The organism is Brevibacterium sp. OS20 (assembly GCF_056837565.1).
The window spans coordinates 1327595-1349746 of record NZ_CM166367.1 but is presented as its reverse complement, the minus strand read 5'-3'; the positions used below and the strand labels follow the sequence as shown (position 1 = coordinate 1349746).

Sequence of the window (22152 nt, the reverse complement as noted above, 5' to 3'; positions counted from 1 at the left end):
ATGTCCAATGGCCTCCACACCCGACACTGATCAGTCTTCGGGCAGCCATTCGATGAGTTCGAAGGATGAGCTTGCTCCCGCGCACTCGCGGATCAGCTGATCGAAGCGCAGATAGTATTCGAGATTGCACTGCCGCATCAGCGCACGGAACCGCAAAGCCGGCTGAGTCCCGTCGACGAGAGTTTCCGGCAGCAGCGGGTGGGTCATCACTGCACGGGCGACGTCGTAGTACAGATCGAAGAAGCTTCCCAGGCTCAGCCCTGCGCAACCCGTGCCGGGTGCCGAACCCCCCGAACTCAATGCGTTCATGCGCTCTTCCAGAGGCGGCAGCTGGGCGAGAGCAGCGTCGAGTTCGAATGCCCGAGTCGTCATCCTGCGTGCCGCCGCGAGGGACTCGGGGGTCAGCACTCCTGCCTCTGACCAGCCGGGAACAGGGATGTGGGGCAGTCTCTTCGAGAGCAGTCTGGACTGGTCTGCGAAGCCGATGAGGATTCCCGGTCTCAGCTGTCTGTATCCCAAGCTCCGCGCAATGTACTGCAGTCGGTCGCGCAGTCCGCGTTCAGCTTCCGGAACCGAATACACGATGGTGTGGAAGCGCCCCGCATAGTCGGGGAAGACGTGATCGCCTGCGATGTCACCGAAATCTGAGAGGATCTGTTCGCTCAGACGGTAGATGGAGACCCGCCCGATTCGTTCGCTGCTGATGATGCCACGTTGGACCATCCGTACGAGCTGATTGTGAACGCTCGAGGAGGAATATCCGTGTTCACGCAGCACGCTGACGATGACGGGTCCCGGCAGTCCACTGGCTTGCAGGCACCCGAAAACGGAGACCACGTCGAAGGCGATCCGCGTCATCCGATACCGATCGCCCACATCTGTCCGACGTTTCGGGACATTGTGGACACTCGTCATGGCCGGATTCTACCGTGAAGACACAAGGATCGGTGCCGACAGGACCGAGATCGCAGCCAAGCGACGAGGAGCCACGACATGGATGACGAGAAGCACACACTGGATCAGCGCGCCTACCAGACGGCCCGCACCTCCGGACTGCTGGCGGGAGCGATCACGGCTTTCATCGCCTTCTGCGCATTCCAGATCTTCGGATTCACCATCGCCGAGACGGCCACGTGGATGTTCGCACTCGCACTGATGGCGGCGTCCGGAACCTTCGCCGCAGTCTACTTCGTCGGCAGGTCTGCCCTGAGAAAGCAGATGCCGGCCGCCTGAGTTCTCCCCTCAGGCGTCTTTCGGAGCCACGGGAGTGATTCCGAACGGCGCCAGCCCGGCCGCTCCCCCGTCGGCGGCTGTGAGTACCCAGACTCCCCCGTCATGGCGGGCCACGCTGTGTTCCCAGTGGCTCGCCCGTGACCCATCCGCCGTCACGACAGTCCAGTCGTCGGCGAGAGTGCGCGTGTCCGCACCTCCCGTGGTGAGCATCGGCTCGATCGCCAAGCACATTCCGGGCTTGATCTTCGGGCCGTTCGAGCGTGCACGGTAGTTGAGGACCTCAGGCGCCATATGCATGGAGGTGCCGATTCCGTGTCCGGTGAATTCCTCGACGAGGCCCAGGTGGGGGAATGATTCGGAGACGAAGTCATCGATGGCGTCGCCGATGTCGCTGACCTTCGTACCGGTCGCGAATGCCGCGATGCCTGCCCACATAGCCGCCTCGGTGGCAGACGACAGCTCACGGTCGGCTGCAGTGCCTGCTTCGTCGCCGCCGACGATCATCGTCAGCGCCGAGTCCCCGTGAAAGCCGTCGACGACGGCGCCGCCGTCGATCGACACGATGTCCCCGGCGTTGAGGACACGGGATCCCGGGATGCCGTGGACGATCTCCTCGTTCACGGATATGCACACGACCGCAGGGAATCCCTGATAGCCCTTGAAGTTCGAGCGGGCGCCGGCGGCGTCGATGACGGCTTCCGCAGCGGCGTCCGCCTCGGCGGTGGAGGCTCCGGGAACGGCCGCGGACCGGGCCGCTGAGAGCACTTCTGCTGTCAGCTGCCCGGCCCGATGCATGAGCTCAAGCTCTGCGGGAGTCTTCAGCTCGATACGTGGTCCGAAGATCATCGAATGGTCGAGAGGATGCGCTCGGTGATGTCGTTGACTTCGCCGAGTCCGTCGACCTGGCGAAGCAGACCGCGGCTGCGGTAGATATCGGTCAGCGGTTGGGTCTGCTCTTCGTAGACGTCGAGGCGATGGCGGATGACGTCTTCGCTGTCGTCGCTGCGGCCTTCGGTCTGAGCACGCGCGAGGAGACGAGCGACGACCTCGTCGGTGTCGGCGGTGAGCTCGACCACGTGCTCGATCGCCTTATCCTCTGCAGCGAGGATCCTGTCGAGTTCGTCGACCTGGGCGCTGGTGCGAGGATACCCATCGAGGAGGAAGCCTTCGGCTGCGTCATCCTGTGCCAGTCGATCTGCGACCATCGAGTTCGTGACCTCGTCGGGCACGTACTCGCCGGCATCCATGTAGCGCTTGGCCAGCTTGCCCAGTTCGGTCTCACCCTTCACATTCGCCCGGAAGATGTCTCCGGTCGAGATGGCCGGGACGCCGAGCGCCTCGGACAGGCGTGCGGCCTGGGTGCCCTTGCCGGCTCCGGGAGGGCCGATCAGGATGATGCGTGAACTCATAAGGTGTCCTTCCAATGGAATGTCCGCTGAACGTCAGCGTCCGGTCGAATCAGCGCAGCAGACCCTCGTAGTGGCGCTGCTGCATCTGCGCGTCGATCTGCTTGACCGTTTCGAGGCCGACGCCGACGACGATCAGCAGTGAGGTGCCGCCGAACGGGAAGTTCTGATTGGCGTTGATGAGAACCAGAGCGATCAGCGGAATGAGGGCGACGAAAGCCAGGTAGAGCGAGCCGGGGAAGTTGATGCGGCTGAGTACGTAGCTGAGGTACTCGGCGGTCGGGCGACCGGCACGGATACCCGGGATGAAGCCGCCGTACTTCTTCATATTGTCCGCAACCTCTTCAGGGTTGAAGGTGATCGCTACGTAGAAGTAGGCGAAGAAGATCGTCAGCAGCGCATACACGGTGATGTAGAGAGGATGGTCACCGCGGGTGAAGTAGGTGTTGATCCATTCGACTGCCTTGGATTCGGGGTCGAAGAACTGCGAGATCAGACTCGGCAGGTAGAGCACCGAAGAGGCGAAGATGACGGGGATGACACCGGCCATATTCACCTTGATCGGGATGTAGGTCGACGTTCCGCCGAACATCCGACGTCCCACCATGCGCTTGGCGTACTGGACGGGGATCCTGCGCTGCGACTGCTCGACGAAGACGACGAGGGCGATGAGGACGAGTCCGACGGCCATGACGATGATGAAGATGTCGACACCCTGCTCGCGGAAGATCGCACCGAGCGAGGACGGGAAGGCAGAAGCGACGGACGTGAAGATGAGCAGCGACATTCCGTTGCCCACACCGTGTTCGGTGATCTGCTCGCCCAGCCACATGATCAGGCCGGTTCCTGCGGTCAGGGTGAGGACGAGGACGGCAATGCCCCACCAAGTGTCGTTGGCGATGAGATCCTGGCAGTTCTGGACGTCGCCGAACAGTGCACCGGAGCGCACGGTCGCCACGAGGGTCGTCGAGTTGAGGATCGCGAGGCCGATGGTGAGGTAGCGAGTGTACTGAGTCAGCTTCGCCTGGCCAGAGGCACCTTCCTTATGGAGGGCTTCGAAGCGAGGAATGACCACTCGCAGCAGCTGGACGATGATGCTCGCGGTGATATACGGCATGATGCCCAGGGCGAAGATCGACAGCTGCAGCAGCGCGCCGCCGCTGAAGAGGTTGATCATGGCGAATCCGCCCTCATTGAGCTGAGGCGAAGCCACGCACTCCTGCACCTTGGTGTAGTCGATTCCAGGCGAAGGAATGAACGAGCCGAGTCGGAAGATGACAAGAATGCCCAGGGTGAAGAGGAGTTTCTTCCTCAGGTCGGGCGTTCTGAAGGCCCTCCGGATTGCGCCGATCAAGCGTCCTCCTCGTTGGGGGATGAAAAGTCAGAGTCGTGGTCGCGACCTGGCGATTGAGACAAATACCTGCAAAAGACTACCAGGGTATGCCCTCCAGGCCGAAACCGGCGAAGCCCCGCGGCGACTCGGCGCAACCTGTGTTCGAGGCGGTCGAAGAGCGGTTTCAGACAGGGGTTGAGATCGCATCGGAGCGGTTTCACGCGGTGTTCGAGAGGGCGTCTGGCCGGTCTCGGCCTGGTATGCGGACCACCGCCGCCGGCGTTCAGGGATGCAGAAGGGGGCGGCCACCGAAGTGACCGCCCCCTTTGACCAGCGTTGAAGCCGGGAATCCGTTCCGAGTGGAACGGATCAGGCCTCGTTGGTGCTTCCGCCTGCAGCCTTGATCTTCTCGGCTGCGGAGCCGGAGAACTTGTCTGCAGTGATGTTCAGGGCAACGGTGATCTCACCGGTGCCGAGAACCTTGACGGGCTGCTTTGCACGCACAGCGCCCTTCTCCACGAGATCGGCGACGGTGACGTCTCCGCCCTCGGGGAACAGGCTGGACAGCTTGTCGAGGTTGACAACCTGGAACTCCACCTTGGCGGGGTTCTTGAATCCACGCAGCTTGGGCAGACGCATGTGCATCGGGGTCTGGCCGCCCTCGAAGCCGTGCGGAACCTGGTAGCGGGCCTTCGTGCCCTTGGTTCCGCGTCCGGCGGTCTTACCCTTCGAAGCCTCACCACGACCGACACGGGTCTTGGCGGTCTTGGCTCCGGGAGCAGGGCGCAGATCGTGCAGCTTCAGCGAGTCGTTGTTCGACATATCAATCGACCTCTTCCACAGTCACGATGTGGCGGACAGCGTTGATCATTCCCCGGATCTCGGGGCGATCTTCCTGCACCACAACGTCGTTGGTCCGCTTGAGACCGAGCGAACGCAGCGTGTCACGCTGGCTCTGACGGTATCCGATTGCGGACTTGCGCTGAGTAATCTTGAGCTTTGCCATCAGGACTTCGCCCCACTTTCAGCAGCTGCTCGCAGCAGTGCGTGCGGAGCAACTTCGTCGACGGGCAGGCCACGGCGAGCCGCGACCTCTTCCGGACGCTCAAGGCCCTTCAGCGCGGCGATCGCAGCGTGCACGATGTTGATCGCGTTCGCCGAGCCCAGCGACTTGGACAGGACGTCCTGGACGCCTGCCGCATCGAGGACCGCACGAACGGGTCCACCGGCGATGACACCGGTACCCGGAGCGGCCGGACGCAGCAGGACGACGCCTGCGGCTTCCTCGCCCTGGATAGGGTGCGGAATGGTCTTCTGGATGCGGGGAACGCGGAAGAAGTTCTTCTTCGCTTCCTCGACACCCTTGGCGATGGCGGCAGGAACTTCCTTCGCCTTGCCGTAGCCCATGCCGACCATGCCGTCGCCGTCACCGACCACGACGAGAGCCGTGAAGGAGAACCGACGTCCACCCTTGACGACCTTCGACACGCGGTTGATCGTGATGACGTGTTCGATGAACTGGTTCTTGTCTTCACGGTCGTTGCGACCACCGCGTCCACGGCCTTCGCCGCGTCCGCGACCCTGACCGCCCTGTCCACCCTGGCCGCGGCCACGGGAGGAACGGTCACCGCTGTTGTCGGTGCGGGTCTCAGCAGTTGCCTGCTGTTCCTTGTTCTCTTCAGTGCTCATAGGGCCAATCCTCCTTCACGGGCACCTTCGGCGATTGCCTGCACACGGCCGTGGTAGGCATTGCCTCCACGGTCGAAGACGACGGAATCGATTCCGGCGTCCTTGGCGCGCTGAGCAACCAGCTCGCCCACCTTGCGGGCTTTGCCGGTCTTATCGCCTTCGAATGTCCGCAGGTCGGCTTCCATGGTGGAGGCCGAGACCAGGGTCTTGCCGACGGTGTCGTCGATGACCTGGACGAAGACGTGGCGCGTGGAGCGAGTCACTGAGAGGCGAGGGCGCTCGGTCGTGCCGCTGACATGCTTGCGCAGTCGAGCGTGACGACGCTTGCGAGCAGCTGCCCTGCCTTTGCCGTAGCTTTCCTTCTTGCCAAAGGCCATCGTTACTTACCAGCCTTTCCGACCTTGCGACGGACGATTTCGCCGGCGTAGCGCACACCCTTGCCCTTATAAGGCTCGGGCTTGCGCAGCTTCCGGATGTTGGCAGCGGTCTCACCGACGAGCTGCTTGTCGATTCCGTGGACAGCAACCTTGGTCTGACCGTCGACGCTGAAGGAGATTCCCTCCGGCGGTTCGACGACGATCGGGTGGCTGTAGCCGAGGGCGAACTCGAGGTTCGATCCCTTGGCCAGGACACGGTAACCGGTTCCGACGATCTCGAGGGCCTTGGAGTAGCCATCGGTCACACCGACGATCATGTTGTTGATGAGCGTGCGGGACAGTCCGTGCAGAGAACGCGATTCGCGCTCTTCGTCCGGACGGGCAACCGTGATGACACCGTCTTCGAGCGATACGGTGATCGGCTCGGCGATGGTGACGGACAGCTCGCCCTTAGGTCCCTTGACGGCGACATCCTGGCCGTCGACCTTGACCTCGACGCCGCTGGGAACGGAGATCGGGTTCTTGCCAATACGTGACATGTTCTTCTCTCCTTCCTTTACCAGACGTAGGCGAGGACTTCCCCACCCACACCCTTCTTGGCGGCCTGACGGTCCGTCAGGAGGCCTGACGAGGTCGACAGGATGGCGATGCCGAGGCCGCCGAGAACCTTGGGCAGGTTCGTGGACTTCGCGTAGACGCGCAGTCCCGGCTTCGACACACGGCGCAGGCCGGCGATCGAACGTTCCCGGTTGGGTCCGAACTTCAGGTCCAGGAGCAGAGTCTTGCCGACTTCGGCGTCTTCGACGCTCCAGCCGGTGATGTAGCCCTCGGTCTTGAGGATCTCGGCGATGTTCGACTTGAGCTTCGAGAACGGCATACTGACGTCCTCGTGATAAGCCGAGTTGGCGTTGCGCAGACGCGTAAGCATGTCTGCGACTGGATCAGTCATTGTCATTTGGGCACTTGCCCTTCCTCGTTACGGTTTCCGCCCACGTACTGTGTTTGGACCTGCAACGTAGCGATTATTTTTGTTTGAACGGGAACCCGAGGTGACGCAGCAGTGCACGTCCCTCGTCGTCGGTTGCCGCGGTGGTGACGACGGTGATATCCATACCGCGGACGCGGTCGATCCGGTCCTGATCGATCTCGTGGAACATGGACTGTTCGGTGAGGCCGAAGGTGTAGTTACCGTTTCCGTCGAACTGACGATCCGAGAGTCCGCGGAAGTCGCGGATACGCGGCAGTGCCAGAGTGATGACGCGGTCGATGAACTCCCACATCCGGGCTCCACGCATGGTGACGTGGGCGCCGATGGGCTGACCTTCGCGCAGCTTGAACTGTGCGATGGACTTGCGGGCACGGGTCACGACAGGCTTCTGACCGGTGATCAGAGTCAGGTCGTTGATCGCGCCTTCGATCATCTTGGAATCGCGTGCTGCGTCACCCACACCCATGTTCACGACGACCTTGGTCAGTCCGGGAACCTGCATGGGGTTGGCGTAGTTGAACTCTTCCTGCAGCTTCGCAACGATCTCTTCGCGGTAAATCTGCTTGAGACGCGGTGCGGGACGGCTGGTGGTTGTTTCCGTCATCAGATCTCCTCCCCGGTGCGACGCGAGATGCGAACCCGAACGGTCTTGGTGCGACCGTCGCGCTCGACGCTCTCTTCGCGGTATCCGACGCGGGTGGGCTTGTTGTCCTTGGGATCAACGAGCGCCACGTTGGACACGTGGATGGGGGCTTCGTGGGTCTCACGGCCACCAGCGGTGCCGCCGGCCTGAGTCTGCGTAGCCTTCTTGTGCTTGATCACGCGGTTGACGCCCTCAACGAGGACGCGGTTGCGTTCGGGGTAGACGGCAAGAACCTTGCCCTGCTTGCCACGATCGCCACCACGGGACTGCCGAGCGCCGGCGATGACCTGGACGAGGTCGCCCTTCTTGATCTTGAGCTTGTTCGCCATGCTCACAACACCTCCGGTGCCAGGGAGACGATCTTCATGAACTTCTTGTCGCGGAGTTCGCGTCCCACGGGCCCGAAGATACGGGTTCCGCGTGGTTCCTCATCGTTCTTGAGGATGACAGCTGCATTCTCATCGAACTTGATGTAGGAGCCGTCGGGACGACGACGTTCCTTGGCAGTGCGAACGATGACGGCCTTGACGACGTCACCCTTCTTCACATTGCCGCCAGGGATTGCATCCTTGACGGTAGCCACGATGGTGTCACCGATCGAGGCGTAGCGCCGACCGGAGCCACCCAGGATCCTGATTGCCAGGATCTGCTTGGCGCCAGTGTTGTCGGCGACTTTGAGTCGCGACTCTTGCTGAATCACTATTTTCTCCTGTCGTCGCGCTGGTTCTCACGCCTGAGCGCGAGCCTTGCGGAACGGATTCATTGACATTTCACCCCGTTCCCGGTAGCCGCCCACGGCCTGCAGGAGGCCGCGGGCGGGACCGGGTGGGTGGGGTGGCGTTGACTACTTGGCGCGTTCGACGATTTCGACGAGCCGCCAACGCTTCGCGGCCGAAAGGGGCCGCGTCTCGGCCACGAGGACGAGGTCGCCGATGCCGGCGGTGTTCTCTTCGTCGTGAACCTTGTACTTGACCGACTTGCGCATGACCTTGCCGTAGAGGCGGTGCTTCATGCGCTCCTCAACCTCGACGACGATGGTCTTGTCCATCTTGTCGGATACGACGTAGCCACGTGCGGTCTTGCGGGAGTTGCGTTCCGCAGCAGTGGACTCGGTGTTCGTGGTCTCCGCCATCACTTGCTCTCTTCCTTGGCATCAGCGGGGTTCGGACGGATGTCCAGCTCCCGTTCGTTGAGCACGGTGTAGATACGAGCGATGTCGCGACGCACGGCCTTGAGGCGACCGTGGCTCTCCAGCTGGCCGGTGGCCGACTGGAAACGCAGGTTGAACAGCTCGGCCTTGGCCTTCTTGAGCTCTTCCTGCAGACGCTCGTTGTCGTAACCGTCAAGCGCGTCGATGGAAAGGTTCTTCGAACCGATAGCCATTCTCACTCACCACCTTCGCGGGCCACGATACGGGCCTTCAGCGGAAGCTTATGGATCGCCAGGCGCAGAGCCTCGCGAGCAACTTCCTCGGACACACCGCCGAGTTCGAACATGACTCGACCGGGTTTGACATTGGCGATCCACCACTCCGGCGAACCCTTACCGGAACCCATGCGGGTTTCGGCAGGCTTCTTCGTCAGCGGGTGATCAGGGTAGATGTTGATCCACACCTTGCCGCCGCGCTTGATGTAGCGGGTCATGGCAATACGTGCGGCCTCGATCTGACGGTTGGTGACGTAAGCCGGCTCGAGAGCCTGGATGCCGTAGTCACCGAAGGACACCGTCGTGCCTCCCTTGGCGGCGCCGCCCCGGTTGGGGTGGTGCTGCTTGCGGAATTTCACTCGACGAGGGATCAGCATTTCTCAGCCCTCCGATCCGGCCTCAGCCGCGGGGGCTTCGGCGCTGTTCTCAGTATTACGGGCCTGGTCGCCACGGCGCGGTGCGCCTTCCTGACCACGTCCGCGGCCTCCACGACCGCGCCCACGGCCACGCGGGCCACGAGCAGCAGGAGCCTTGGCCTGCTCGGCGGCAAGCTCCTTGTCGGTCATGTCGCCCTTGTAGATCCACACCTTGACGCCGATGCGTCCGAAAGTGGTGTGGGCTTCGTGAACGCCGAAGTCGATGTTCGCGCGCAGGGTGTGCAGCGGCACACGACCTTCGCGGTAGAACTCGGACCGGCTCATCTCAGCACCGCCGAGGCGGCCCGAGCACTGAACGCGGATGCCCTTGGCACCTGCGCGCTGGGCGCTCTGGATCGCCTTGCGCATCGCGCGGCGGAAGGCCACGCGGCTGGCGAGCTGCTCGGCAACACCCTGGGCGACGAGCTGAGCGTCGACCTCGGGGTTCTTCACCTCAAGGATATTGAGCTGAATCTGCTTGCCGGTGAGCTTTTCGAGCTGACCGCGGATGCGGTCTGCTTCGGCTCCGCGACGGCCGATGACGATGCCCGGGCGTGCGGTGTGGATGTCGACACGGACACGGTCACGCGTGCGCTCGATGTTGACCTTCGAGATGCCGGCCCGTTCGAGGCCGGTGTTCATCATCTGGCGGATCTTGACATCTTCGAGCACGTAGTCGCGGTAGCGCTGCCCCGGCTTGGTCGAGTCAGCGAACCACTTCGACTTGTGATCCGTGGTGATTCCGAGTCGGAATCCATTCGGATTGATCTTCTGGCCCATTAACGGTTCCCCTTCCGGCTCTTGCGCTGAGGCAGGTCGTCACCGCTGGCCAGGACCACTGTCACGTGGCTGGTGCGCTTCTCAATGCGAAAAGCGCGACCCTGGGCACGCGGACGGAACCGCTTCATGGTCGGCCCCTCGTCCACGAAGGCTTCGGAGATGACCAGTTCGTTCTCGTCGAACGCAACGCCTTCCTCGTCGGCCCGGACACGCGCATTGGCGATGCCGGAGGCCACGAGCTTGTAAATCGGATCTGATGCCGACTGTTCTGCAAACTTCAACACTGCAAGTGCTTCGGTCGCCTGCTGACCACGAATGAGGTCGATGACGCGCCGAGCCTTGCGAGGCGTAACGCGCAGGTACCGCGCCTTAGCCTTGGCTTCCATCGCTTCCTTCTCTCTTCTCTAGGATCGAAAGAGTGCCCCGCCTCAGCGGCGGCGACCCTTGCGATCGTCCTTTTCGTGGCCACGGAACGTCCGTGTCGGTGCGAACTCGCCGAGCTTGTGTCCGACCATCGACTCAGTGATGAAGACGGGGACATGCTTGCGTCCGTCATGTACTGCGATGGTGTGTCCCAGGAAGTCCGGGATGATCATCGAGCGACGAGACCATGTTTTGATGACATTTTTGGTGTTCTTCTCGTTCTGACGAGCCACCTTCTGGAAGAGGTGTTCGTCGACGAAAGGACCCTTTTTGAGGCTACGAGGCATAAGTCAGTACTCCAATCAGCGCTTCTTGCCGGTCCGGCGACGGCGCACGATGTACTTGTCGCTCTCTTTGTTCGGCCGGCGTGTGCGGCCCTCCAACTGACCCCACGGGCTGACTGGGTGACGACCACCCGAAGTACGGCCCTCGCCACCACCATGCGGGTGGTCGATCGGGTTCATCACGACACCGCGGACGGTCGGGCGCTTGCCCTTCCAACGCATGCGGCCTGCTTTGCCCCAGCTGATGTTCGACTGCTCGGCATTGCCGACCTCGCCGATCGTCGCACGGCAGCGCGCATCGACGTTGCGGATCTCGCCCGAAGGCATCCGCAGCTGTGCGAAACGGCCGTACTTCGCCACGAGCTGCACGGACGAACCGGCAGAGCGAGCGATCTTGGCACCGCCACCGGGACGCATTTCAACTGCGTGCACCACGGTGCCGACTGGGATATTGCGCAGGGCAAGGTTGTTGCCCGGCTTGATGTCTGCACCCGGACCGGCTTCCACCTGTGCGCCCTGCTTGAGGTTCTGCGGGGCGATGATGTAGCGCTTCTCTCCGTCTGCATAGTGCAGCAGAGCGATGCGAGCCGTACGGTTCGGGTCATATTCGATGTGTGCGACCTTCGCCGGAACGCCATCTTTGTCATGGCGGCGGAAGTCGATGACACGGTACTGACGCTTGTGACCGCCGCCCTGATGGCGGGTGGTCACGCGTCCCTGGCTGTTGCGGCCGCCGCGCTTGGGCAGCGGGCGCAGAAGCGACTTCTCCGGTGTAGACCGGGTCACTTCGACGAAGTCGGCGACCGACGAGCCACGGCGGCCCGGGGTCGTCGGCTTGTGCTTACGGATTCCCATGAGTCTTGTCCTTCTTTGACGAAGGATCGCTTAGAGCGATCCACCGAAGATGTCGATCGATCCGTCCTTGAGGGCGACAATGGCACGCTTGGTGTCCTTGCGCTTTCCCCAACCGGTGCGGGTGCGGCGGCGCTTGCCCTGACGGTTCAGGGTGTTGACCTTGGCGACCTGCACATCGAAGATCGTTTCAATGGCTTGCTTGATCTCGGTTTTGTTCGAGTCCTGGTCGACGAGGAAGGTGTACTTGCCTTCGTCCATCAGGCTGTAGGTCTTCTCCGAGACGACCGGTGCGACGATGATGTCGCGCGGGTCCTTGAAGTTCAGACTCATGATGCGTCCTCCGATTTGCGGTTTCCGCTCAGGAACGCGGCAAGAGCTGCCTCGGTGAACACGATGTCGTCGGCGAGCAGCACATCATAGGTGTTGAGCTGATCGGCGGTGAGCACGTGGACGTGGGGCAGATTGCGCACGCTCAGGTAGGTGAGCTCGTCGTCACGATCGAGCACCACGAGGGTGTTCTTGCGTTCGGACAGACCGGCCAGTGCGGCCTTCGCCTGCTTGGTCGACGGGGCGTCGCCGGTGACCAGGTTCTTCATCACGAAGACCTGATCGAGGCGTGCACGATCCGACAGGGCTCCGCGCAGAGCGGCGGCCTTCATCTTCTTGGGGGTCCGCTGCGAGTAGTCGCGCGGGACCGGCCCGTGCACGATTCCACCGCCGTTGTACTGGGGAGCGCGGATCGAACCCTGACGGGCGTTGCCGGTTCCCTTCTGACGGTAGGGCTTGCGACCGCCACCGCGAACTTCGGAGCGGGTCTTCGTCTTGTGCGTACCCTGACGGGCCGCAGCCAGCTGTGCAACGACGACCTGGTGGATCAGGGGCACATTGGTCGGCACACCGAAGACCTCGGCGGGCAGATCAACGGAGCCGGCCTTGGCACCAGCGGCATCGATGACGTCGACTGTCTTGACATCAGTCATGACGTTCAGGCCTCCTTCGCGGCCGAGCGAACGAGGACGACTCCACCCTTGGGGCCGGGAACGGCGCCCTTGATGAGCAGGAAGTTGTTCTCGTTGTCCACGGCGTGGATCGTGAGGTTCTGGGTGGTGTGCTTGACAGCGCCCATACGGCCGGCCATGCGCATACCCTTGAACACGCGACCAGGTGTCGCGGCTCCGCCGATCGAACCTGGCTTGCGATGGTTGCGGTGCTGACCGTGGGAGGCACCGACACCGGAGAAGCCGTGACGCTTCATGACACCGGCGGTTCCCTTGCCCTTGGTCTTCGCGGTCACATCAACCTTGAGTCCGGCTTCGAACGTGTCGACGCCGAGTTCCTGGCCGAGCGCGTAGTCAGCAGCATCTGCAGTGCGCAGCTCGACGAGGTGACGGCGTGGGGTCACACCGGCCTTCTCGAAGTGGCCTGCAGTCGGCTTGTTGACCTTGCGAGGATCGATCTCGCCGAACGCGATCTGCACAGCGGGGTAACCATCGGTTTCCTCGTTGCGGACCTGGGTTACGACGTTGTTACCGGTGGCCACCACGGTCACCGGCACGAGGTTGTTCTGCTCATCCCAGACCTGGGTCATGCCCAGCTTGGTTCCCAGAAGGCCCTTGACCTTGCGGGTGGTCGGGAGAGCGGATGAACGAGTGTTCGCCATTGCTGCCTCCCTTAGAGCTTGATCTCGATGTTGACGTCGTCAGCGAGGTCGAGACGCATCAGCGAATCGACTGCCTTCGGCGTCGGGTCGACGATGTCGATCAGACGCTTGTGCGTGCGCATCTCGAAATGCTCACGGCTGTCCTTGTATTTGTGCGGCGAACGGATGACGCAGTAAACGTTCTTCTCCGTTGGCAACGGCACGGGGCCCACAACAGTCGCACCTGCGCGAGTGACGGTGTCCACGATCTTGCGTGCAGCACTGTCAATCACAGCGTGGTCGTACGACTTGAGCCGAATGCGGATCTTCTGTCCCGCCATGGCGTCGTCTCTTTCTTTAGTTGCTTCCGGCCATCAACTCGCAGAGTGTCGGAGACTCTCTGCCGTCTGTGCCGGCTGACCATGACCGACCCCCGAGGTCGGGCGTGTCGGCTGATCCTGGCGGAGAAATTCTCACTTCTCCCCCAAGCGCCGACGGCGCTTCTACTCATTGGCTGCTCGGTCCGAACCCGCATCATGCAGATTCATCGATCCGATAGTGTTTCAGGCTGTTCGCGGTATCACTACCGCAGTGCAGGGGTCAACGCCCAAAACGCAACTTCACTATCTTGTCATAGAGCACTTCACCCGCGCAATTCCGGGGACGGTGGCTGTGAGGGAACTCTCAAGGACGGCGCGAACCCGAATCATGCCGGTCCCCATTCTGACGGCGCTGCGGAACTTCCCCAAACTGCATCATCCTACCGGTGCTCGGCTGTTACGGTCCGAACATGCGGAAGGGCCGCAGTTCCGAAGAACTGCGGCCCTAGCCGGTGGTACTCAGTGAGTCAGATCAGGCGTTGATCTTGGTGACTCGACCGGCGCCGACGGTGCGTCCACCCTCGCGGATAGCGAAGCGGAGGCCGTCCTCCATAGCGATCGGCTGGATGAGCTCGACCGACATGTCGGTGTTGTCGCCGGGCATGACCATCTCGGTGCCCTCAGGCAGCGTGATGACGCCGGTGACGTCCGTGGTACGGAAGTAGAACTGCGGACGGTAGTTCGAGTAGAACGGGTTGTGACGTCCGCCCTCGTCCTTGCTCAGGATGTAGACCTGAGCTTCGAACTTGGTGTGCGGGGTGATCGAACCCGGCTTCACGATGACCTGACCGCGCTCCACGTCTTCGCGCTTGGTGCCGCGCAGAAGCAGACCGACGTTCTCACCTGCACGGGCATCCGGCAGGGTCTTGCGGAACATCTCGATGGCGGTGACGGTCGTCTTGGACGACTTCTCCTTGATGCCGACGATTTCGATTTCGTCGTTCGGCAGGAGGACGCCGCGCTCGACACGACCGGTGACGACGGTTCCACGACCGGTGATCGTGAAGACGTCCTCAACAGGCATGAGGAACGGCTTGTCGACATCGCGCTCCGGCTCGGGAACGTTCTCGTCGACGGCTTCCATGAGTTCCTGAACGCTCTTGACCCACTTCTCGTCGCCTTCCAGCGCCTTGAGAGCGGACACCGGGACGACAGGAGCGTTGTCTCCGTCGAATTCCTGACTGGAGAGCAGATCGCGAACCTCGAATTCGACGAGCTCGAGGAGCTCTTCGTCATCGACCATGTCGGACTTGTTCAGAGCCACGACGATGTAGGGAACGCCGACCTGACGAGCGAGCAGCACGTGCTCACGGGTCTGGGGCATCGGGCCGTCGGTGGCGGCAACGACGAGGATCGCACCGTCCATCTGAGCGGCACCGGTGATCATGTTCTTCACGTAGTCGGCGTGACCCGGGGCATCGACGTGAGCGTAGTGACGCTTCTCCGTCTGGTACTCAACGTGCGAGACGTTGATGGTGATGCCGCGCTCCTTCTCCTCAGGTGCGTTGTCGACCTGGTCGAAGGCGCGAGCCTCGTTGAGATCCGGGTACTGATCCGCCAGGACCTTGGTGATCGCAGCGGTCAGGGTGGTCTTTCCGTGGTCAACGTGGCCGATGGTGCCGATGTTGACGTGCGGCTTAGTCCGTTCGAAACTAGCCTTTGCCACTGGGTTCCTCCTCGTGGTTGTCAAAAGATATGCGGTTCATATCTTAGACCTTTTGTTGGTTATCTTTCATTCCGGCGACCATGTTCTTGATCACCGGGGCGACCGGAATTCGGAGATTACTCTCCGCCGCGCACCTTCTGGATGATCTCCTCGGCAACAGCCTTCGGGACCTCCGCATAGCTGGAGAACGTCATCGAGTACACCGCACGGCCCTGGGTCTTCGACCGCAGATCACCGATGTAACCGAACATCTCCGAGAGCGGGACCACAGCCTTGACGACCTTCACACCGGAAGCATCGTCCATCGACTGAATCTGTCCACGCCGGGAATTCAGGTCGCCGATGACGTCACCCATGTATTCCTCAGGGGTACGCACCTCGACGTCCATGACCGGTTCGAGAAGAACCGGGTTCGCCCGCTGGACAGCCTCCTTGAAGACCATCGAGCCGGCGATCTTGAATGCCATCTCCGAAGAGTCGACATCGTGGTAGGCGCCGTCGACCAGAGTGGCCTTGACTCCCACCATGGGGTAACCGGCGAGGGCACCGAACTGCATGGCGTCCTGGATGCCGGCGTCGACGCTCGGAATGTACTCGCGCGGAACGCGTCCGCCCGTGATGGCATTCTCGAACTCGTAAATCGTATCGCCTTCGACCTCGAGGGGCTCGAAGGTGACCTGAACCTTCGCGAACTGTCCCGATCCACCCGTCTGCTTCTTGTGGGTGTAATCGTACTTCTCGACAGTGCGACGGATGGTCTCACGGTAGGCGACCTGCGGCTTGCCGACGTTCGCCTCGACCTTGAACTCGCGACGCATGCGGTCGACGAGGATGTCGAGGTGCAGCTCGCCCATTCCGCGGATGACGGTCTGGCCGGTCTCGTCGTCAAGCTCGACCTGGTATGTCGGGTCTTCCTTGACGAACTTCTGGATGGCCGAGGACAGCTTCTCCTGGTCGCCCTTGGTCTTCGGCTCGATGGCCACGGAGATCACAGGCTCCGGGAAGGTCATCGATTCGAGAGCGATCGGGTTCGCCGGGTCGCTCAGGGTATCGCCCGTCGTGGTCTCCTTGAGACCGATAAAGGCGTAGATGTGACCTGCGAATGCCTCTTCGACAGGGTTCTCCTTGTTGGAGTGCATCTGGAAGAGCTTCCCGATGCGCTCCTTCTTGCCCGACGAGGTGTTGAGCACCTGATCACCGGACTTGACGTGACCGGAGTACACGCGCACGTAGGTCAGCGATCCGAAGAACGGGTGCGAGGCGACCTTGAAGGCCAGAGCCGAGAACGGCTCGTCCGTCGAAGGCTTGCGGGTCAGTTCCTCTTCATCGTTGTTCGGGTTGTGTCCGATCATCGGAGGCACGTCGAGCGGCGACGGGAGGTAGTCGATGACCGCGTCGAGCATGGGCTGCACGCCCTTGTTCTTGTACGCGGAACCGCACATGACCGGGAAGGCCTCGGACTTGATGACGAGTTCGCGGATACCGGCCTTGACGTCAGCCGTCGTGAGCTCTTCGCCCTCGAGGTACTTCTCCATGAGCTCCTCCGAGCTCTCGGCGACGTCCTCGACGAGCTGCGCACGGTACTGAACAGCCTTGTCCTTGAGATCCTCGGGGATCTCGATCTCGGTGATGTCCTGACCCATCTTGGTCTCATCGGGCCAGATATAGGCCTTCATCTCAAGCAGGTCGACGATACCGGCGAAGTCGCTTTCGGCACCGATCGGCAGCTGAATGACCAGCGGCTTCGCGCCGAGACGTTCCTTGATGGTGTCGACGGTGAAGTAGAAGTCAGCACCGAGCTTGTCCATCTTGTTGACGAAGCAGACGCGCGGAACGTCGTACTTGTCGGCCTGACGCCACACGGTCTCGGACTGGGGCTCAACGCCCTCCTTGCCGTCGAACACAGCGACAGCGCCGTCGAGGACGCGCAGCGAACGCTCGACCTCGACCGTGAAGTCAACGTGACCGGGGGTGTCGATGATGTTGATCTGATTATCGTGCCAGTAGCAGGTCGTCGCGGCCGACGTGATCGTGATTCCGCGTTCCTTCTCCTGGTCCATCCAGTCCATGGTGCCGGCGCCGTCGTGGGTCTCGCCCATCTTGTAGTTCACGCCGGTGTAGAAGAGGATGCGTTCGGTCGTAGTTGTCTTACCGGCATCGATGTGGGCCATGATGCCGATATTACGGACCTTGTTCAGGTCGCTGAGCACGTCAAGTGCCACGGTGTCTCTCTCTCAATCGATGATTTGCTCGACTCCCCTGCGCTGCCGGACGACAGAACTCGCGGACGAGGTCCGCCGACCGGCGCACAGGGCAGGCGATTACCAGCGGTAGTGGGCGAAGGCCTTGTTGGACTCGGCCATCTTGTGAGTGTCCTCGCGGCGCTTGACTGCTGCGCCGAGGCCGTTGCCGGCGTCCAGGATCTCATTCATGAGTCGTTCGGTCATGGTCTTCTCACGGCGCTGGCGGGAGTATCCCACGAGCCACCGCAGAGCCAGGGTGGTCGAACGAGCCGGACGAACATCAATCGGCACCTGGTAGGTCGCGCCGCCGACACGGCGGGAGCGGACCTCGAGGGACGGACGGATGTTGTCGAGAGCCTTCTTCAGGTTGACAACGGGGTCGTTGCCGTTCTTCTCGCGGGTGCCTTCGAGGGCACCGTAGACGATCCGCTCTGCGGTCGAGCGCTTGCCGTCGAGCAGGATCTTGTTGATCAGCTGCGTGACGAGCGGTGAGCTGAAGACCGGGTCAACGACGATCGGTCGCTTGGGTGCAGGACCTTTACGTGGCATTACTTCTTCTCCCTCTTCGCACCGTACTTGCTGCGGGCCTGCTGGCGACCCTTGACACCCTGGGTGTCGAGCGAACCGCGGACGATCCGGTAGCGAACACCGGGCAGATCCTTGACGCGGCCACCGCGCACGAGCACGATCGAGTGCTCCTGCAGGTTGTGTCCCTCGCCCGGGATGTATGCGGTCACTTCGATCTGGCTCGAAAGCTTGACACGAGCGACCTTGCGAAGAGCCGAGTTCGGCTTCTTGGGGGTAGTGGTGTACACACGGGTGCACACTCCACGACGCTGCGGGCTGCCCTTGAGGGCAGGAGCGTCCGATCCTGCTGTATTGACATGCCGTCCCTTGCGGACGAGCTGTTGGATAGTCGGCACTAAGCGTTCTCCATTTGCTTCTCGATAGACCTAATTCCCAATTCCGGCCACGACCGCAGTCGTCTCTGTGAACCGTGGGACATATCCGACCGGACACCGGGTGAAGCTTGGCTCCCGATGCCAGTAACCACGCGAGTCATCGACCCCTGCGCCCGGGTGTGTCGCAAGGACACGGAAGCGCAGCGACGACTTCTCGGCGGCCTGCAGCGACGACTTCTCTCAAGGATTCCGGGCCTCACAGAACACCCGGCAGGATCGATCGACGACGCAGATAACACAATCAGTCGCCTACCAGAATATCTCTCTCGAGCACGTCTGGTCAAAATGGCGATCATGCATCCTACCCCGCCCTGCCGCGGAAATCACGCTCCAGATGGTTCACCCCGAGGATCACGCCTCTCACCTCGGACGACTCAGAACCACGTGATGTTCCTCAACTGCCGTCGAACCGCACCACCCGGACACCGGCACCCGCAGCGCGACCCGACGGCCGCCTCGGCGAGAACCTGTCATCACTTTCCTTGACTCGTTCAAGAGAAGCAGGCATTCTGGTGCTGTGAACGGGACGAAGCATGAACACGACGAAGACGCCGCCGCAGCTCTGCGGCAGACGTCGCTGCGTGTGACGAAACAGCGGGTCGCAGTCCTCGATGCCGTGCGGGATCACCCGCATGCGGATACCGAGACCGTGATCCGCTCGGTGCGGGAATCGCTGCCGGCGGTCTCCCACCAGGCTGTCTATGACTCGCTCCACACTCTCACCGAGGTAGGGCTCCTCCGCTGCATCAAGCCTTCGGGCTCGGTGGCTCGGTACGAGCGCCGGATCGGGGACAATCACCATCATCTGGTGTGCCGGTCATGCAGTCTCATCGTCGATGTCGACTGCACGATCGGTCAGGCTCCGTGCCTGACGCCGTCCCACGATGCCGGCTTCGTCATCGATCAGGCCGAAGTGACATTCTGGGGCCTGTGCCCCGACTGCACGGCCTCCGGTGCTCAGCTGACCGGCGACGATCAGTTCTCGGCCGTGTGACCCCGGCTTCCGTTCACCACCACCCGTCCTCTTTCGAGGACACGACTATGCCCTTTCTGCGAGGGTTGCCCATCCCGTCATCCGAGTCGTCGAACGCGACTCGACTGTGAAAGGAACACGATGACCCAGACGACCACCGGCGGCTGCCCGGTCGCCCACACTTCCACGGAGCCGGCCGCGGCGCCGGATTCCGACCAGCTGGTCAACCCCGTCCAGGGTGATGCCAACGCTCAGTGGTGGCCGAACCGCCTCAACCTCAAGATCCTCGCCAAGGGTCAGCCGGCACGCGACCCCATGGACCCTGACTTCGACTACGACGCGGAGTTCAACAGCCTCGACTACTTCCAGCTCAAGGCCGACATCGAAGCCCTGCAGAAGGACAACCAGGACTGGTGGTCCGCTGATTTCGGACACTACGGTCCGTTCATGATCCGCATGGCCTGGCACTCGGCCGGCACCTACCGCGTGCAGGACGGCCGCGGAGGCGGCGGCGAGGGTCAGCAGCGCTTCGCACCTCTGAACTCCTGGCCCGACAATGTCTCGCTCGACAAGGCTCGCCGTCTGCTGTGGCCGGTGAAGAAGAAGTACGGCAAGAAGATCTCCTGGGCCGACCTCTTCATCCTCGCCGGCAACGTCGCGCTCGAGTCGATGGGCTTCAAGACCTTCGGCTTCGCCGGCGGACGCAAGGACGTCTGGGAACCCGACAATGATGTGTACTGGGGCTCCGAGACCGAATGGCTGGGCACCGACAAGCGCTACGTGGGCAACCGTGAGCTGCAGAAGCCCCTGGCGGCGACGACCATGGGCCTCATCTACGTCAACCCCGAGGGCCCCGAGGGCGAACCCGATCCGGTCAAGGCCGCGATCGACATCCGCGAGACCTTCGGACGCATGGCCATGAACGACGAGGAGACCGTCGCCCTCATCGCAGGCGGACACACCTTCGGCAAGACGCACGGTGCCGGTCCCGAATCGCACAAGGGAGCCGACCCGGAAGCCGCTCCGCTCGAAGAGCAGGGCCTGGGCTGGAAGTCCGATTTCGGCACGGGGCAGGGCAACGACTCCATCGGCTCGGGCATCGAGGTCACGTGGACCTACCACCCGACCCGCTGGGACAACGAGTTCTTCCACATTCTCTTCGCCTACGAGTGGGAGGTCTTCGAGAACGAAGGCGGACACCTGCAGTGGCGTCCCAAAGACGGCGGCGGGGACGATATGGTCCCCATGGCCCAGGGCGACGGACGTCGCGAGCCCCGTATGCTCACGACCGACCTGTCGCTGCGCTTCGACCCGGCGTACGAGAAGATCTCGCGCCGCTTCAAGGACGACCAGAAAGCGTTCGAAGATGCTTTCGCTCGCGCCTGGTTCAAGCTCACCCACCGCGATATGGGCCCGGCGACCCGTTACCTCGGCCCCGAAGCTCCGAGCGAAGAGCTCATCTGGCAGGACCCGGTTCCGGCCGGCACCCCGCTCGATGACGCCGGCCTCGAAGCCGTCAAGTCCGCCGTCCGCGAGTCCGGGTTGACCGTCTCGCAGCTCGTGTCGACGACATGGGCCGCGGCCTCGTCGCACCGCGTCTCGGACATGCGCGGCGGCGTCAACGGAGGTCGTCTCCGTCTCGAACCGCAGCGCAGCTGGGAGGCCAATGAGCCTGCCAAGCTCGCCGAGGTGCTTCCCGTGCTCGAGGGCATCGCCGAGTCCACCGGCGCATCGTTTGCCGATGTGCTGGCGATCGCCGGTGCTGTCGGCGTCGAGACCGCTGCCGCGGCGGCCGGTCACTCGATCACGGTTCCGGTCTCCACCGGACGCGGCGACGCCACCCAGGAGCAGACCGATGTCGACTCGTTCGGCTACCTCGAGCCGACCCACGACGGTTTCCGCAACTACCTCACCGAGGGACTTCCGCTCAAGGCCGAGTACCTCCTGCTCGACAAGGCCAGCCTGCTGGGTCTCACCCCGCCGGAGCTCACGGTCCTCATCGGCGGGCTCCGCGTCCTCGGTGCGAACTACGAAGATTCCGAGCTCGGTGTCTTCACCGATCGCCCCGGCGAGCTGACGAACGACTTCTTCGTCAATCTGCTCGACCTCGGCAACGTCTGGAAGCCCGTCGGACCGTCAGAGACGGCCAATGTCTACGAGTGCTTCTCCCCCGAGGGCGAGAAGCTGTGGACCGGCAGCCGGATCGACCTCCTGTTCGGAGCGAACTCCGAACTGCGTGCGATCGCCGAGGTCTACGGCTCGGATGACGCGAACGAGAAGTTCGTCGCCGACTTCGTCAAGGCCTGGACGAAGCTCGTCGAAGCCGACCGCTTCGACCTCAAGCGCTGATCCGGCGACGGTCACCGAGGTGACCGACGCGTCAGCATGACGATGCCCCCACCGATCGGTGGGGGCATCGTCTTTGCTGCGCCGATAT

31 protein-coding genes are annotated in these 22152 nt (G+C 62.5%); 3 read left to right on the top strand and 28 right to left on the bottom strand.

Going from position 1 to position 22152, the window contains the following annotated elements; all coding sequences use genetic code 11:
- Positions 1–30: 30 nt before the first annotated feature.
- Entirely contained in the window at positions 31–915 is an 885-nt protein-coding gene (locus tag ACVZTU_RS05900) for a PaaX family transcriptional regulator (protein ID WP_139468545.1), read from the bottom strand.
- A 78-nt stretch (positions 916–993) separates the two neighbouring features.
- Here ACVZTU_RS05900 and ACVZTU_RS05895 point away from each other — a divergent pair, with 78 nt between their 5' ends.
- A complete protein-coding gene (locus tag ACVZTU_RS05895) occupies positions 994–1233 on the top strand; it encodes a hypothetical protein (RefSeq protein WP_139468546.1) in 240 nt (79 codons plus the stop codon).
- A 9-nt stretch (positions 1234–1242) separates the two neighbouring features.
- Here the strand turns inward: ACVZTU_RS05895 and map are convergent, their stop codons facing one another.
- The 27 genes from map to rpsL form a co-directional block, all read right to left on the bottom strand.
- A complete protein-coding gene (map, locus tag ACVZTU_RS05890; protein WP_482401568.1) occupies positions 1243–2079 on the bottom strand; it encodes a type I methionyl aminopeptidase in 837 nt (278 codons plus the stop codon).
- Positions 2076–2642, bottom strand: coding sequence for an adenylate kinase (locus ACVZTU_RS05885; protein ID WP_139468548.1), 567 nt, complete (start codon positions 2640–2642; stop codon positions 2076–2078). The genes map and ACVZTU_RS05885 overlap by 4 nt, the downstream gene beginning before the upstream one ends.
- Positions 2643–2691: 49 nt before the next feature.
- Entirely contained in the window at positions 2692–3993 is a 1302-nt protein-coding gene (gene secY, locus ACVZTU_RS05880; protein WP_139468549.1) for a preprotein translocase subunit SecY, read from the bottom strand.
- 348 nt (positions 3994–4341) lie between these two features.
- Entirely contained in the window at positions 4342–4794 is a 453-nt protein-coding gene (rplO, locus tag ACVZTU_RS05875; protein WP_101546948.1) for a 50S ribosomal protein L15, read from the bottom strand.
- A gap of 1 nt (position 4795) precedes the next feature.
- Positions 4796–4978, bottom strand: a complete 183-nt coding sequence (gene rpmD, locus ACVZTU_RS05870; RefSeq protein ID WP_025777914.1) for a 50S ribosomal protein L30 — start codon at positions 4976–4978, stop codon at positions 4796–4798.
- The gene (gene rpsE, locus ACVZTU_RS05865; protein WP_216657189.1) at positions 4978–5661 is read right to left on the bottom strand and encodes a 30S ribosomal protein S5; all 684 of its coding nucleotides are present in this window, start codon (positions 5659–5661) and stop codon (positions 4978–4980) included. Before rpsE ends, rpmD begins: the two co-directional genes overlap by 1 nt.
- Positions 5658–6038, bottom strand: coding sequence for a 50S ribosomal protein L18 (gene rplR, locus ACVZTU_RS05860; protein ID WP_092015640.1), 381 nt, complete (start codon positions 6036–6038; stop codon positions 5658–5660). Before rplR ends, rpsE begins: the two co-directional genes overlap by 4 nt.
- A 2-nt stretch (positions 6039–6040) precedes the next feature.
- The gene (rplF, locus tag ACVZTU_RS05855) at positions 6041–6577 is read right to left on the bottom strand and encodes a 50S ribosomal protein L6 (RefSeq protein WP_025777917.1); all 537 of its coding nucleotides are present in this window, start codon (positions 6575–6577) and stop codon (positions 6041–6043) included.
- 17 nt (positions 6578–6594) lie between these two features.
- Positions 6595–6993, bottom strand: a complete 399-nt coding sequence (rpsH, locus tag ACVZTU_RS05850) for a 30S ribosomal protein S8 (protein ID WP_025777918.1) — start codon at positions 6991–6993, stop codon at positions 6595–6597.
- A 67-nt stretch (positions 6994–7060) separates the two neighbouring features.
- Positions 7061–7630: a 50S ribosomal protein L5 gene (gene rplE / locus ACVZTU_RS05845; protein ID WP_039206325.1), complete on the bottom strand. Its 570-nt coding sequence runs from the start codon at positions 7628–7630 to the stop codon at positions 7061–7063.
- Positions 7630–7998, bottom strand: coding sequence for a 50S ribosomal protein L24 (rplX, locus tag ACVZTU_RS05840; RefSeq protein WP_139468550.1), 369 nt, complete (start codon positions 7996–7998; stop codon positions 7630–7632). Before rplX ends, rplE begins: the two co-directional genes overlap by 1 nt.
- A gap of 2 nt (positions 7999–8000) precedes the next feature.
- Positions 8001–8369: a 50S ribosomal protein L14 gene (gene rplN / locus ACVZTU_RS05835; protein WP_025777921.1), complete on the bottom strand. Its 369-nt coding sequence runs from the start codon at positions 8367–8369 to the stop codon at positions 8001–8003.
- Between the two features lie 144 nt (positions 8370–8513).
- On the bottom strand, positions 8514–8801 hold the full coding sequence (rpsQ, locus tag ACVZTU_RS05830) for a 30S ribosomal protein S17 (RefSeq protein WP_139468551.1): 288 nt from the start codon (positions 8799–8801) through the stop codon (positions 8514–8516).
- A complete protein-coding gene (gene rpmC / locus ACVZTU_RS05825; protein WP_025777923.1) occupies positions 8801–9052 on the bottom strand; it encodes a 50S ribosomal protein L29 in 252 nt (83 codons plus the stop codon). The genes rpsQ and rpmC overlap by 1 nt, the downstream gene beginning before the upstream one ends.
- A 2-nt stretch (positions 9053–9054) precedes the next feature.
- A complete protein-coding gene (gene rplP, locus ACVZTU_RS05820; protein WP_025777924.1) occupies positions 9055–9471 on the bottom strand; it encodes a 50S ribosomal protein L16 in 417 nt (138 codons plus the stop codon).
- A 3-nt stretch (positions 9472–9474) separates the two neighbouring features.
- Positions 9475–10290, bottom strand: coding sequence for a 30S ribosomal protein S3 (gene rpsC / locus ACVZTU_RS05815; protein ID WP_139468552.1), 816 nt, complete (start codon positions 10288–10290; stop codon positions 9475–9477).
- Positions 10290–10676 (bottom strand): 50S ribosomal protein L22, encoded by a 387-nt coding sequence (rplV, locus tag ACVZTU_RS05810; protein WP_025777926.1) that lies wholly within the window; start codon positions 10674–10676, stop codon positions 10290–10292. The genes rpsC and rplV overlap by 1 nt, the downstream gene beginning before the upstream one ends.
- 42 nt (positions 10677–10718) lie before the next feature.
- Positions 10719–11000 carry a 30S ribosomal protein S19 gene (gene rpsS, locus ACVZTU_RS05805; protein WP_025777927.1) on the bottom strand — a complete coding sequence of 94 codons (282 nt, stop codon included), beginning with the start codon at positions 10998–11000 and terminating at the stop codon, positions 10719–10721.
- A gap of 15 nt (positions 11001–11015) precedes the next feature.
- Positions 11016–11852, bottom strand: coding sequence for a 50S ribosomal protein L2 (gene rplB, locus ACVZTU_RS05800; RefSeq protein WP_025777928.1), 837 nt, complete (start codon positions 11850–11852; stop codon positions 11016–11018).
- Between the two features lie 30 nt (positions 11853–11882).
- The gene (gene rplW / locus ACVZTU_RS05795; RefSeq protein ID WP_025777929.1) at positions 11883–12182 is read right to left on the bottom strand and encodes a 50S ribosomal protein L23; all 300 of its coding nucleotides are present in this window, start codon (positions 12180–12182) and stop codon (positions 11883–11885) included.
- Complete coding sequence (rplD, locus tag ACVZTU_RS05790) at positions 12179–12832, bottom strand: 50S ribosomal protein L4 (RefSeq protein WP_139468553.1); 654 nt, start codon at positions 12830–12832, stop codon at positions 12179–12181. Before rplD ends, rplW begins: the two co-directional genes overlap by 4 nt.
- A 5-nt stretch (positions 12833–12837) precedes the next feature.
- The gene (gene rplC, locus ACVZTU_RS05785; protein WP_101546942.1) at positions 12838–13512 is read right to left on the bottom strand and encodes a 50S ribosomal protein L3; all 675 of its coding nucleotides are present in this window, start codon (positions 13510–13512) and stop codon (positions 12838–12840) included.
- An 11-nt stretch (positions 13513–13523) separates the two neighbouring features.
- On the bottom strand, positions 13524–13832 hold the full coding sequence (gene rpsJ, locus ACVZTU_RS05780) for a 30S ribosomal protein S10 (protein ID WP_009379191.1): 309 nt from the start codon (positions 13830–13832) through the stop codon (positions 13524–13526).
- Positions 13833–14343: 511 nt separating this feature from the next.
- The gene (tuf, locus tag ACVZTU_RS05775; protein WP_139468554.1) at positions 14344–15537 is read right to left on the bottom strand and encodes an elongation factor Tu; all 1194 of its coding nucleotides are present in this window, start codon (positions 15535–15537) and stop codon (positions 14344–14346) included.
- Positions 15538–15653: 116 nt separating this feature from the next.
- A complete protein-coding gene (gene fusA / locus ACVZTU_RS05770; RefSeq protein WP_139468555.1) occupies positions 15654–17759 on the bottom strand; it encodes an elongation factor G in 2106 nt (701 codons plus the stop codon).
- 99 nt (positions 17760–17858) lie between these two features.
- Entirely contained in the window at positions 17859–18329 is a 471-nt protein-coding gene (gene rpsG / locus ACVZTU_RS05765) for a 30S ribosomal protein S7 (protein ID WP_039206341.1), read from the bottom strand.
- Positions 18329–18703, bottom strand: coding sequence for a 30S ribosomal protein S12 (gene rpsL, locus ACVZTU_RS05760; RefSeq protein ID WP_025777935.1), 375 nt, complete (start codon positions 18701–18703; stop codon positions 18329–18331). The genes rpsG and rpsL overlap by 1 nt, the downstream gene beginning before the upstream one ends.
- 556 nt (positions 18704–19259) lie before the next feature.
- Here rpsL and ACVZTU_RS05755 point away from each other — a divergent pair.
- A complete protein-coding gene (locus ACVZTU_RS05755; RefSeq protein ID WP_482401567.1) occupies positions 19260–19736 on the top strand; it encodes a Fur family transcriptional regulator in 477 nt (158 codons plus the stop codon).
- 120 nt (positions 19737–19856) lie between these two features.
- Positions 19857–22064, top strand: a complete 2208-nt coding sequence (katG, locus tag ACVZTU_RS05750; RefSeq protein ID WP_139468557.1) for a catalase/peroxidase HPI — start codon at positions 19857–19859, stop codon at positions 22062–22064.
- Positions 22065–22152 lie beyond the last annotated feature (88 nt).

Bases quoted from the DNA above. Each gene is read 5' to 3' on its own strand.
- ACVZTU_RS05900 (WP_139468545.1), bottom strand. From the start codon at position 915: ATGACGAGTGTCCACAATGTCCCGAAACGTCGGACAGATGTGGGCGAT.
- map (WP_482401568.1), bottom strand. From the start codon at position 2,079: ATGATCTTCGGACCACGTATCGAGCTGAAGACTCCCGCAGAGCTTGAG.
- rplC (WP_101546942.1), bottom strand. From the start codon at position 13,512: ATGGCGAACACTCGTTCATCCGCTCTCCCGACCACCCGCAAGGTCAAG.
- rplB (WP_025777928.1), bottom strand. From the start codon at position 11,852: ATGGGAATCCGTAAGCACAAGCCGACGACCCCGGGCCGCCGTGGCTCG.
- rpmC (WP_025777923.1), bottom strand. From the start codon at position 9,052: ATGGCTATCGGTTCGAAGAACCTTTCCATCGACGCGCTTGACGGTTAC.
- rpsC (WP_139468552.1), bottom strand. From the start codon at position 10,290: ATGGGCCAGAAGATCAATCCGAATGGATTCCGACTCGGAATCACCACG.
- rplF (WP_025777917.1), bottom strand. From the start codon at position 6,577: ATGTCACGTATTGGCAAGAACCCGATCTCCGTTCCCAGCGGCGTCGAG.
- ACVZTU_RS05885 (WP_139468548.1), bottom strand. From the start codon at position 2,642: ATGAGTTCACGCATCATCCTGATCGGCCCTCCCGGAGCCGGCAAGGGC.
- rpsQ (WP_139468551.1), bottom strand. From the start codon at position 8,801: ATGGCGGAGACCACGAACACCGAGTCCACTGCTGCGGAACGCAACTCC.
- rplV (WP_025777926.1), bottom strand. From the start codon at position 10,676: ATGGAAGCCAAGGCTAAGGCGCGGTACCTGCGCGTTACGCCTCGCAAG.
- rplR (WP_092015640.1), bottom strand. From the start codon at position 6,038: ATGGCCTTTGGCAAGAAGGAAAGCTACGGCAAAGGCAGGGCAGCTGCT.
- rplW (WP_025777929.1), bottom strand. From the start codon at position 12,182: ATGAGTCTGAACTTCAAGGACCCGCGCGACATCATCGTCGCACCGGTC.
- rpsE (WP_216657189.1), bottom strand. From the start codon at position 5,661: ATGAGCACTGAAGAGAACAAGGAACAGCAGGCAACTGCTGAGACCCGC.
- rplE (WP_039206325.1), bottom strand. From the start codon at position 7,630: ATGACGGAAACAACCACCAGCCGTCCCGCACCGCGTCTCAAGCAGATT.
- rpsH (WP_025777918.1), bottom strand. From the start codon at position 6,993: ATGACAATGACTGATCCAGTCGCAGACATGCTTACGCGTCTGCGCAAC.
- rplO (WP_101546948.1), bottom strand. From the start codon at position 4,794: ATGTCGAACAACGACTCGCTGAAGCTGCACGATCTGCGCCCTGCTCCC.
- rpsJ (WP_009379191.1), bottom strand. From the start codon at position 13,832: ATGGCGGGACAGAAGATCCGCATTCGGCTCAAGTCGTACGACCACGCT.
- ACVZTU_RS05895 (WP_139468546.1), top strand. From the start codon at position 994: ATGGATGACGAGAAGCACACACTGGATCAGCGCGCCTACCAGACGGCC.
- rpmD (WP_025777914.1), bottom strand. From the start codon at position 4,978: ATGGCAAAGCTCAAGATTACTCAGCGCAAGTCCGCAATCGGATACCGT.
- rplX (WP_139468550.1), bottom strand. From the start codon at position 7,998: ATGGCGAACAAGCTCAAGATCAAGAAGGGCGACCTCGTCCAGGTCATC.
- rpsG (WP_039206341.1), bottom strand. From the start codon at position 18,329: ATGCCACGTAAAGGTCCTGCACCCAAGCGACCGATCGTCGTTGACCCG.
- rplP (WP_025777924.1), bottom strand. From the start codon at position 9,471: ATGCTGATCCCTCGTCGAGTGAAATTCCGCAAGCAGCACCACCCCAAC.
- rpsS (WP_025777927.1), bottom strand. From the start codon at position 11,000: ATGCCTCGTAGCCTCAAAAAGGGTCCTTTCGTCGACGAACACCTCTTC.
- katG (WP_139468557.1), top strand. From the start codon at position 19,857: ATGACCCAGACGACCACCGGCGGCTGCCCGGTCGCCCACACTTCCACG.
- rplD (WP_139468553.1), bottom strand. From the start codon at position 12,832: ATGACTGATGTCAAGACAGTCGACGTCATCGATGCCGCTGGTGCCAAG.